The sequence below is a fragment of the Rhodococcus sp. IC4_135 genome (assembly GCF_011602025.1).
GTDB classification, from domain to species: Bacteria; Actinomycetota; Actinomycetes; order Mycobacteriales; family Mycobacteriaceae; genus Rhodococcus_F; species Rhodococcus_F baikonurensis.
In genome coordinates, this window is the sequence record NZ_JAAOLG010000070.1 from 1 (window position 1) to 9,984 (window position 9,984).

Genomic DNA, 9,984 nt, shown 5'->3' on the forward strand with positions numbered 1-9,984 from the left:
TCCCTCAGATCGGCCGGTTCCTGCGTAAATCCGGCGGTATCCGGCCGCTCCCACGTCGTCGGCGAGCATCTCATCTCACGGCCGGGGAGCGTGAAGAGATTTCCCGTGGGATCGCCGCCGGTGACAGCGCTCGGACGATCGCCGACAAACTCGGAAGATCCCCGTCCACGATCGCACGGGAGATCGCCCGCAACGGCGGCCGCGAACACTATCGGGCGACCCCGGCGGATGCCGCAGCGTATGTCCGCGCACGCCGCCCTCAAATCTCGACCCTCTCCACCAGGCATTTTCTGCGGGAGATTGTCACAGGGAAGCTGAGTGAGCAGTGGTCACCGCAGCAGATCTCCGCCTGGCTCCGACGCGAGTACCCGTCCGATCCGCAGATGTGGGTTTCGCACGAGACGATTTACCGCTGCCTCTACATACCGTCGCGACAAGTATTCGACGATACAAAATTTCACGAACTGCGTACCGATCGGCGGATCCGCCGCCCTCGTGGGAAGAAACGCTCCCACGGGCGCGGACAGATACGGAACAGAGTCTCCATCGAGCTTCGAGGAGCTGCGGCCGGCGATCGTAGCGAGCCCGGACACCTCGAAGGTGATCTCGTGTTCGGCACCCGCCCGTCGGCGGTCGCGACGCTGGTAGATCGGCAATCCCGCGCCGTGCATGTGGTCGCATTGCCGGACGGGTACCGGGCCGAGACGGTTGCGGACGCCTTGATCGCCTATCTGGGCCGGTTGCCTGCGCATCTGCGTCGGTCGTTGACGTGGGATCGGGGACTGGAAATGGCCGCGCACGAGCGCATCACCGCAGCACTCGACCTGCCCATCTACTTTTGCGCCCCGCATCATCCGTGGCAACGAGGGACGAACGAAAATACGAACGGGCTCCTGCGCCAGTACCTGCGCAAGAACGCTGACCTGCGCACTTTCAGCCAGGAGGACCTGAATTCGATCGCGGTAAGACTCAACAATCGGCCTCGTCGGGTGCTCGACTGGAACAGTCCACGCCAACGAGAAGACCAGGTGCTCGGTTCCTCCGCAGTTGGATAGCAAAGCTGGCCATAACGGCGGTTGGCATGATGATGGTCATGGCTGCCACCGGACTCCCCGAACTCGATGTCGCCCGTATCGTGAAGTACTGCGCCAGTAGAGTTCCCGATCGTCTGCGTCATGAGATTCGGGTCGAATGCGACATCGCGCCGCGCCATGTCACGATCTGCGAATGCCGGCCGCCGTGGCGCGAGGACTTCGGACCGGAGTGGACGCGATTCCCGATCGCCCGCCTGTCTTACACGAAGAAAACCGGGCTGTGGACTCTGTATTGGCGGGACCGGAACCTCAAATTTCACCGTTACCAGTTCTTGGCGCCGAGCCCTCACGTTCAGGATTTGCTCGATCACATCGAAAACGGTGGCGATCCGATCTTCTGGGGCTGATCCGTTATCGTCGGTGATGCGTTGACCTATTGAGACCAAGATGATTTTCGGGCAACGAAACAGCCCCCACCCACCAGCACACGCCAGCAGATGAGGGCCGTTGCACGGTCCAGGGACTACACCCCGCACCGTTCCTCACGGTGATAATCCTCGGCCCGGTCGAGCACGCTGGACCACATCACGCCCAACGCGTCCGCCAAATGATGCAGGTCACCGACCAGATCAGCGATCTGCGATTCGAATTCGTCGGTAGCGGTACCGCTACCGCGCCACGTACGGCACCAGTCCCGCGCCCGCTAATAACCCTCGCAGTGCGTTCGACTCCACCGCCTCGGCAACCGAGTCCGCAGACGGCGCGCTGACGCTGCACAGCGCCGCCAGCTCCCCGATAGTGGCGATCTCACTCAACGCCACCGCCGTCGCCGTCACGACTGCTCCACCTTCGCCACCGCGTAACCGAGACTGTCGGCAAGCATCCGCATCAGTTCCTCACCGTCGGGTAATCCGATACCGGACATCACTTTCAGAACGCCCGCGCACTCGTCGGGGCGCTCACACTGGCATTCTTCGGTGACAGGACCGTCGTCGTAGTCCGAGTACAGCGGTTCACCGAACGTCGTCGGATCGATCACCCACGTATTCGACCCGTCCAGATCACGCATCAGGTACACCCGCACCGCCTCCTCGACGTAATGCGCGCCCTTGAGAGCCGCGCGGTCCGACGCACTCAGGTACGGGGCCGGGGCGCTCATACGGACACACCAGCAGCGTGCAAGGCGCTCAATTCGCGCGCCGCATCCACCAACGCGGACCGATCAGCGTCCGGCAAGCTCACCGTCTCCCCCTCATCGTCGGAAGACGCGAACACCGCCACCCCGACGTACTTCTGCCACACGAACCCGTAAGCCCACGCAATCGCCGTCGCTACCGTGTTCACCACCGGATCAGCGGTAAACAGCCCTTCGTCGTCGATCCACATATCCAGACCGGGAGCTAACCGGACCACATCGAACCCACGGCACTCGATTGCCGCCCGCAGTCCCGCGCCCGTGTCCTGCCCCAAGTCGATCTCCGAGACAGTTCCGTCGATTCCCACCCGCACAGCTACAACACTCATCGCTTACGCCTCTTCCGTGTTCTCGACGGTCCAGTCATCGATATCGACATCGACATATCCCGCGATCCCGTACTTGTCGCGCAACGCCGATTCCACCTCGCTCGTGTCCACCGAATCGGCAGCATTGTCGCCACTGGACGCCGACACCGAAACATTCACCGTCGTACGGATATTGACCTCAACCTCCACGTCGTACATGCGCAAGCGCCCCGGAAGATCATGCTCGATCATGAAGTTGTCGAACTGCGAGCACAGACTGTTGTCATCGGCCCACTCGTGCGCCGATGCCACCAACGCGTCAATCCATCTCGTGTGCTTCGCCGCCAACTCCGACGTACCGTCCTCGGCGGTGCGCTGCGCCTCCCGCGCCGCCCCCGCGTCGCGGCGTGCGGTCATCGTCTCCACGATCAGCGGGGCCACCCGCGACCACCACACCGGCTGAACGCCGGGAGCTTCCAAAGAGACCTGGTCAGGGGTCACGCGCCCCTCCCACACCGCCGCGTCAGCCGACACCGGCATCACAACAACAGCAGCCCAGTTCTCCGGCGGCGTCGGCTTCTGCGACGAATCCACGACAACCCACCCCCGCAACCACTCCGTACCGGTATCGACCCGCACGAACTCACCATCAGCAGGCGGGAACACCACACCGTCAATCGCGCTTTCCACGCGATCAGCGACAACAACATCAACAGCGTCGATAGACATCAGAAAAAACTCCGAACCCCCGAAACCAACGCTTCGGGAAAGGGTCGCGGGCCAGGGTGGTCAACCCCCGCCCCGCATCAACTGGGAACGCCAAAAACATAACCCACCCCACCGACAGACGCAACACACGAAAACACCTGTGTCGCAAACAAATAGACTGGAATTCGACCCACAAACATCACCCGAAAGCAAGCATCCGAGACCCCCGAAAACCACCGGCCCATCCGGTGGCGGGGCACCGGATGGGCAGCTTCGCCGCAAGAAGGAACCGCCCCCGAAATCGGGTGCCGTGGTACACATCCGGGCATGGACTTCACCGCTCTGCACCGGCTCCTCGGCCTGCCGCCGCAACCGATCACCGACGAGATGATCGACGCGGCCGTTGCCGACGGCATCAGCGAAACCGGGGATCTCGATTGGAAGTCCGAGCTGCCGCCGATCAAGGCACTGCCGCAATCGGATTTTCCGAAGGACATCGCCGCGATGGCCAACACCGGCGGCGGCGTCATCGTCTACGGGATCACAGAAACCCAGAAAGCGGCCACCGGCAGGCGCGACGTCGGCGGGCTGACCCAGGAACTCGAACGCGCCCTACGCAGTGCGGCCGTCACCGCGATCTCCCCGCCCGTCTTCGGACTCGGTATCCACCAGATCGGAGCGATCGGCAACCAGGTCGTGGCGATCGTCGTCGACGCCAGCGTCGACGGCCCCCACCTGATCTACCGGGGCGAGTACTTCGGTGCACCTATCCGCAACGACGCCGACACCGTGTGGATGAAAGAACGCCAGATCGAACTCATGTACCGCGCTCGCTTCGACGAACGTCGCAACAGCGCCGAAGCTCTCGACACTCTCTACGCCGAACAAGCCGCCGGCAAAGTCACCGACCAACACGCCTGGTTCATCGCCGTCGCCCAGCCTCGAATACCAGCATCGATCACGACACGAGCCACTCTCGAGCAAGCCAAGGCCATGTTCGAGACCGCCAATCGTCACACCTACACACGATCAGGGGTCGCGCCGTTGGGGCATATCGGGCGACACGATCCCCATCCGGGGCTTAGGCGGTGGGTCGCATCCAGTCGCAATCGCAGTGACAAGGACAGGTGGAGGACGCGGGCAGCGTTTCACCACAACGGCGCTGTCAGCATTGCATTTGTCATCGGCACCCACTCCTCGAGGTCGGCCGAACTTCTGAGCAACCAGGTCGACTCCGCTGTGATCGAAAACGCTGTCGCGGACTTCATGGCCCTCGTTCGAACTGCTGGCGAGTGGTACGGAACAGGCGAGTACGAGACGCGAGTCGGCATCGAGTGGAACGGCTCACGTCCCCTCATCATTCAGTCGCCCGACCAATGGGAGTGGGGTCCTCACGGCGGGGATGCAGCCACTACGGGGGTGTACGGCCCGATCGCTTCCACCGTCCGAGCCGGCGCCGGTGAGACCGACTACCGCGGACAGGTGAAGACCCTCGCCGAAGATGCGGTCAATCAAGGCGGTGTCAGCACCTTGCATGCCATCGAGGGCCATGAAACCCATTAGATTCCGGGCGGCGTCCCTGGTTCGGCTGCACCTGCCACCGGAAACATCGGCTCTGAGAGGGTTGTGGAGGATTGGACGAGAGCGGCTATTCGAACACGTTCGGGCCGACGTAATAGATAGCCAGTTCCGGTCCAGCGTCCGTGGTGTTGATGCGCCACAGGAAGCACCAGTCCTCACCACCGGCCGGGTCGTGCACGATGTAGGCATACCGGCTCGGCGGCCTCAAAAACTTCGAGCGGCGCATGTGGCGCGGGTCTGACGGATCTTCCATGATCTCGTCGATGATGTCCTCGATGCGATCGCACATAGCCGGGTTCGATGCCCAGAGTTCGTTCATCGCCTCGTCGGCTTCGTCAAGCACTCGTAATCTCGCCACGCGGCCAACAGTACTGTATTGCACCGACGTTACAGTGGTGCCGTTGGTGCATTCGGTTCATGCGCAACATTGCACCACATGCTTCTGATGGGTATGGTTCAGGTACAGCACTCGTACAGAAGTGGTACACCCAGAAGTGGGTTTCCCCTGATGAAACACCCAATCGAACGCTCACCAACATGAACAAACATCCCCAGATTCACCGACAAGACTTGACGAGGCACTGATGAGTGACCTGCACGTGGAACTTGACAGCCGCAACCGAATCAGCTTGGGCAAGGTGAAGAACCGAGCCGAAAGGTACCGAATCATGGAAGAGTCAGACGGCACCCTCATTCTCGAACCCGTAGACATGCTCACCAGAAACGAGCAGATCTATCTCGCGAATCCGCAGATGGTGGCAGCTGTCCAGCGAGCCGACGAGCACCCGGAGCTGATGCGGCCTTACACCCGCAAGTCCCCCCGGCGCTGACACCGCTTCAGAACAGTTGCACGAAAAATGGCTCGCCCGATGGGCGGGCCATTTTGATGTTGTTCACCTCGCGCGACGGTCAACTCACATTTCGTGGGGGCGGTAGATCAACGGATCTTTCCTGAGGTCGAGCCGGTACTTGGTGCACTCCTGCGCGGTGGCCGGCCTCATACCTTCGCTGATGTACATCGCCCGCAACTTCGGTTCCACCGCACTCGTCGTGAGAACGGTGCCAATCGTCGCATCAGCCATATCTTTCAGGTCTCCGCGGAGTTCTTCGGCCACCGTATCTGTTGATTCTGACTTCCTGATCGGCCATTTTCCCAGGCCGTGAATTTCGTGGCGCCCGGACTTCTTCCGGGCGATTCGAAGTGCGGCGAATGCAGAACCTTGACGGCGCCAGATAATCCTGTGCCCCAACAATCGATCTGCGCTCATTTGCACGCCTACCGTTCCGATAGCGGACACGAGAGACACCAGCGGAACGGACGCGGCCCGTACCCCGACCTGCGCGGCCCCGGACTCAACCGGCCACCACGCGATGAACGCTGATCCCACTTGCCATATCGCCCACAACAACATTGCGAGTACAACGACAAGTTCGATTGATGCACGTAGCGCCCTCGACCACAGTCGCCATCGTTTCTTCGACGTCTGTGCTCTACCGGCGCGGATTTGCCCCGGAACGGACTTCAGTGCCCCATAGATCTGAACCAGATCCCACCGCATCATCAGCCGCAGCGTCGGGCCTCTCGTCAGATAGCTGGCGATCGCCTCGTCGAACGAGCCCGTTGGCGTGATCTTGTCGGCCATGGTCTTCCCCTTCATTCAGATTGCAGCGCATTTTCCCTGTGCGGAGAACGTAGCGGCCGATCAATACACTTCAGACGAGCGAGGAATTCCCTCAGGTGAAACAAACAAGGATCCCGTCGGGTCAAACCCCTGCATACAGGCTTTCGCTCTGGTTGAGACAGCCCAGATGGCCCCATCACGGAGAGCGGTACGAAGCCCCACCCGGGGGGCAGTTGCGAGTACTCCCTGGCGCTCTGTCGAGGACGCATGCTCCGGCAGTGGGAATGTCCGCAGTACGGATCCGTTCGGCTTCACTCTCGGGTTTGATGTCGACGGACGGGTGGAAGGATGAACGCATGCTCTCTGAGAGGTTCGTCGCCGATTATCTTCAGGGCCTCGAGGCTTTGAGCGGGGTCTACCCCGACGAGTCGGACGTGATCACTTCTCACGGTGTGGTCGTCGCGCTCGACGACGACGACGCATTCGTGATCCTGCTCCGTTTGGTTGGTCCCGCAGCTCCGCCGTTTGCAGACGAACTGTGGCAGCTGATCAGCACGTTCCTCAACAACAGACGTGCAGAAGAGTTGTTCGGTGGCCCAGAGGACGTCGGGCGGACGCATCTGAACACTGTGAGACGACCGCGATACATTCCCCCAGCCACCCGGCCGGTAATCCCGCGGTGATCTGACAACGTCGTCAGTCGTACATGCCGGCAGCGCATTCGGGTAGGCGCGCGCCCTCAGATGGCGGGCAGGAACACTTCTGCGGCTCTGGCGCGGTGCATGTACGGCGGGCGCACACCCATCACCGCCGCACCACCCGTGGCCACCTCGGGGCGATGTTCGAGGCATGCTGCGGGAGCGGTGCGGCCGAGCCGCCCGTCCGGGTGCAGATGCGAATACTCCCAGGCGTCGCCGTCGGGGTTTGCGGTGACGGTCCAGTCGAGGACCATGCCGTTGCCGGCGGCGCGTTTCTTCCCGATCGTGGTGATGCCGGCAAGTAGGGCGGCGACCTGGTCACGGTTGCCGACGGCGCGCCAGGTCAGGGCTCGGGCGATGGTCAGCGGTAGCGGCATGACCGCGGCCCGGTAGCGGCCCTGGCGCGGGGAGAGGTGCGCGGGAAGGGTGTCGGAGATCTGGGAGAGTGCGTGCTGATCGGGGCGGGCGCTCCAGTACTGGACGTGCGGGCCGGGAATTTCGCCTTCAGGCCACGCGAAAGTCGCTGCCCAATGCCAATCGTCGCCTCCGGCGCGGGTGCATCGGGCAAGTGGGAGGTCGAGATCTCGCGGCGGCGCCTCGGAATCGTAGGGGATGTAGTCGGTTCCGGATTCGCGTGCGGCGGCTTTCTCGTTCTCGCGGATCTGTGAGGCGAGCAGTCCGTCGAGGCTGATGCCCCACGGTGGTGCGTGGCCGACTCCGGAGCCGAGTCGGGCGCGCACCAGCAGCGGCTGCATCGCCGCATTCGGGCGGGCGGTTTTCATGCCGGCAGCGAGATCAACGCGTCGAGCGCTTCTTGGCGGCGGGCGGCGACAATGGCGCGCCAGTCGAGGTCGATGCCGTCAGCGGGATCGGGGGTGATGGCGGCGCCGACCTGGCCGTGGCCGATGGCCGACCTGCCGCCGAGCCATCCTCGCCGGGTGAACTCGGTCAGGACGTCCGCGGTAAATGCTTCGTCGAGTGCGCTGCCCCGGTCGAGTTGGACCCAGGATTCGAACCTGGTTCCCGGGGAGAGGGTTTCGATGTCGTAGCGCATCAACGGCGACGTAGTGTTCCCTGTCGACGGTGTGGGGTTGTCGCGGGCGGTGCTCACGTCGTCGAGGTGACTGTAGCTTTCGCGGGCTTCGACGTCGAAGCTGCTCGGCAGCGGGCCTTCGTAGTCGAAGCGCAGCACCGGTGCGGCTTCGGTGACGATCGGCACCACGTGACCCACGCGTAGGCAGCCGCTGATCGGGGCGGCTCCGACCGCGCCGCCGAAGACACTGAGCAGGGGTACCAGCTCGCGTAGTTCGTTGAGGCGTCGGCCGGTGACGGGTTCGGCTTTAGTCTTCACGATCGAGCCGCCGTTGCGCAGGGTGTGTGCCACGGGCAGCGGAAGTTGGTTGTCGTAGCCGAGGACATCGCGCAGCATTTCTTCCCCGATGCGGCGCAACACTCCGCGGAACGAGTTCCCGGACACCACCGGTACCAGCTCGATCGATCCGTCGGGCTGGATGATCTTCATGCGCCGAAACAGTGCAGTGCCGCCGATGGTTTCGCCCTGATGGGAGATCGGTGATCGGGCAACCATCTCGATTTCCCAGACGCGGCTGATGCTCACCGATCGACCTCGTCGGCGGGTGTGCGATCGGCGCGGACAGCGTCGGTGATGATCTTCGTGCGCAAGGTCAGGGCGGCGGTTTGATCGCGCATCGCCTGCAGGACACGTTTCGGATGTTCGGTGGCGAGCAGGACGGCCAACTCGATTTCCTGCGCCCGAGTTCTGGGTGTGGATCCCAGGTGCCCGGATACCTTCGTCCACCACCGGTTCAGGTTCCCTCCGCTGGTGTAGGCGGCGTCTTGGATCCGTTCGGGTAGATACTGATTCCAGTAGTAGTCGCCGCTTCGCGTGGAGAGCCAGTTGTGCTCCGAGCGGTCGACGCCGTAGTGCAGCAACAAGATCAGACGATCGGCGATCACGGCATCAGGGTCAAGGGGCCGGGGTAGAAATGGTGCCGCGGCCAGCCACCGCTCCGTCGCCGCCGACGGCGCTGTGGTGGTCATCGAGTTGTCTCCGCTGTGTTTGGTTCTCGCACCTACGTTTCGGCCGTTCACTGAGCAGTGCCCCTCCCCCTGTTTCGCCCGGATCGTTCTCGACCAGGCCATCCCATTGTCGTTCATGTCCGCCTGTGGTCAGGTTCGCTGGCTCGGGCCGCAGTGATCCACCACGATGAGGCGCTGCGCCACGGGGCCAACGTCTGCCAATCCTCGAGGATCTGGGCCCACAGCCGGTGTTCGAGGGTGCGGAGCACTCGGTGCGGCGGTGCCGGCGCCCGGAGATCCCGTTCGGTGAACCCCAACTCTCGCAGTGCGGACATCACCGCCAGGCGTTGTGCGTCATCGGTGCGCCAGGTGATGTTCACCCCGTCGACGTTGATCTGCCCCCAGCGGGCATCCGGGAGAAGGTGTTTGCGCCAGAGCGGCGCGGGGACGGTGACCGCGATTCCGGCCGGTAGCGGCTGCGACAGGACCTTCTGCAGCTGTGTGGGGTTGGCTTCGAGCATGGTGGGCGGGTGTGCGGTGATGATGTGCGCGCAGCTGCGCAGTGGCAGGTGCCGGTATGCCCACACGCAGACCTCGCACAGGACCCGGCTGGAGAGGTTCGTCCAGGTTTCGTAGCCGGTGAACCTGCGTGAGACCACCTGCCCGGTCGGGGTCATCGTCTCGGCGCTACCAGCGCAGCGCGCACACCCGCCGGCGGACCGGTGCAGCGAGTACGGGCGCCCGACCGCGCCCGTGTATGCGGCGGCGGTGACGTCGAGAGCGGTCATGGGTATCCGA

15 protein-coding genes are annotated in these 9,984 nt (G+C 63.2%); 5 read left to right on the plus strand and 10 right to left on the minus strand.

Annotation, left to right across the window (positions count from 1 at the left end; translation table 11 throughout):
* Nucleotides 1-1,055, plus strand: a 1,055-nt coding sequence (locus tag G8767_RS34435; protein WP_166814178.1) for an IS30 family transposase, incomplete at its 5' end; no start/stop codon positions are given.
* A gap of 38 nt (nucleotides 1,056-1,093) precedes the next feature.
* The gene (locus G8767_RS34440) at nucleotides 1,094-1,441 is read left to right on the plus strand and encodes a DUF3024 domain-containing protein (protein WP_125053472.1); all 348 of its coding nucleotides are present in this window, start codon (nucleotides 1,094-1,096) and stop codon (nucleotides 1,439-1,441) included.
* Nucleotides 1,442-1,702: 261 nt separating this feature from the next.
* On the opposite strand, the gene G8767_RS34445 is transcribed toward G8767_RS34440, so the two are convergent.
* Genes G8767_RS34445 through G8767_RS34460 form a run of 4 tightly spaced genes read right to left on the minus strand, consistent with a single transcriptional unit; the run spans nucleotide 1,703 to nucleotide 3,266 of the window.
* Complete coding sequence (locus G8767_RS34445; protein ID WP_155419191.1) at nucleotides 1,703-1,870, minus strand: hypothetical protein; 168 nt, start codon at nucleotides 1,868-1,870, stop codon at nucleotides 1,703-1,705.
* Entirely contained in the window at nucleotides 1,867-2,193 is a 327-nt protein-coding gene (locus tag G8767_RS34450) for a hypothetical protein (RefSeq protein WP_047270062.1), read from the minus strand. The genes G8767_RS34445 and G8767_RS34450 overlap by 4 nt, the downstream gene beginning before the upstream one ends.
* The gene (locus tag G8767_RS34455; protein ID WP_047270061.1) at nucleotides 2,190-2,558 is read right to left on the minus strand and encodes a DUF3846 domain-containing protein; all 369 of its coding nucleotides are present in this window, start codon (nucleotides 2,556-2,558) and stop codon (nucleotides 2,190-2,192) included. The genes G8767_RS34450 and G8767_RS34455 overlap by 4 nt, the downstream gene beginning before the upstream one ends.
* Nucleotides 2,559-2,561: 3 nt before the next feature.
* Nucleotides 2,562-3,266: a hypothetical protein gene (locus G8767_RS34460; RefSeq protein WP_052959907.1), complete on the minus strand. Its 705-nt coding sequence runs from the start codon at nucleotides 3,264-3,266 to the stop codon at nucleotides 2,562-2,564.
* Between the two features lie 306 nt (nucleotides 3,267-3,572).
* Between G8767_RS34460 and G8767_RS34465 the strand changes: the two genes are divergently transcribed.
* Nucleotides 3,573-4,808, plus strand: coding sequence for an ATP-binding protein (locus tag G8767_RS34465; RefSeq protein WP_047270060.1), 1,236 nt, complete (start codon nucleotides 3,573-3,575; stop codon nucleotides 4,806-4,808).
* An 85-nt stretch (nucleotides 4,809-4,893) separates the two neighbouring features.
* On the opposite strand, the gene G8767_RS34470 is transcribed toward G8767_RS34465, so the two are convergent.
* Entirely contained in the window at nucleotides 4,894-5,184 is a 291-nt protein-coding gene (locus tag G8767_RS34470; RefSeq protein ID WP_141695871.1) for a hypothetical protein, read from the minus strand.
* Between the two features lie 226 nt (nucleotides 5,185-5,410).
* Here G8767_RS34470 and G8767_RS34475 point away from each other — a divergent pair, with 226 nt between their 5' ends.
* A complete protein-coding gene (locus G8767_RS34475; protein ID WP_047270058.1) occupies nucleotides 5,411-5,656 on the plus strand; it encodes a hypothetical protein in 246 nt (81 codons plus the stop codon).
* An 84-nt stretch (nucleotides 5,657-5,740) separates the two neighbouring features.
* Here G8767_RS34475 and G8767_RS34480 read toward each other — a convergent pair whose 3' ends face one another.
* Nucleotides 5,741-6,469, minus strand: coding sequence for a hypothetical protein (locus tag G8767_RS34480; protein ID WP_047270057.1), 729 nt, complete (start codon nucleotides 6,467-6,469; stop codon nucleotides 5,741-5,743).
* Nucleotides 6,470-6,804: 335 nt separating this feature from the next.
* Between G8767_RS34480 and G8767_RS34485 the strand changes: the two genes are divergently transcribed.
* Complete coding sequence (locus G8767_RS34485) at nucleotides 6,805-7,131, plus strand: hypothetical protein (RefSeq protein WP_141695870.1); 327 nt, start codon at nucleotides 6,805-6,807, stop codon at nucleotides 7,129-7,131.
* A 56-nt stretch (nucleotides 7,132-7,187) separates the two neighbouring features.
* On the opposite strand, the gene G8767_RS34490 is transcribed toward G8767_RS34485, so the two are convergent.
* From G8767_RS34490 to G8767_RS34505, 4 genes are all read right to left on the minus strand, one after another.
* Nucleotides 7,188-7,928, minus strand: coding sequence for a hypothetical protein (locus tag G8767_RS34490; RefSeq protein ID WP_230691657.1), 741 nt, complete (start codon nucleotides 7,926-7,928; stop codon nucleotides 7,188-7,190).
* Nucleotides 7,925-8,764, minus strand: a complete 840-nt coding sequence (locus G8767_RS34495; RefSeq protein WP_052959905.1) for an RAMP superfamily CRISPR-associated protein — start codon at nucleotides 8,762-8,764, stop codon at nucleotides 7,925-7,927. The genes G8767_RS34490 and G8767_RS34495 overlap by 4 nt, the downstream gene beginning before the upstream one ends.
* Entirely contained in the window at nucleotides 8,761-9,207 is a 447-nt protein-coding gene (locus tag G8767_RS34500) for a hypothetical protein (RefSeq protein WP_047270065.1), read from the minus strand. The genes G8767_RS34495 and G8767_RS34500 overlap by 4 nt, the downstream gene beginning before the upstream one ends.
* A 113-nt stretch (nucleotides 9,208-9,320) precedes the next feature.
* Nucleotides 9,321-9,984: hypothetical protein (locus G8767_RS34505; RefSeq protein WP_346843066.1), on the minus strand; the 664-nt coding region annotated here is incomplete at its 5' end.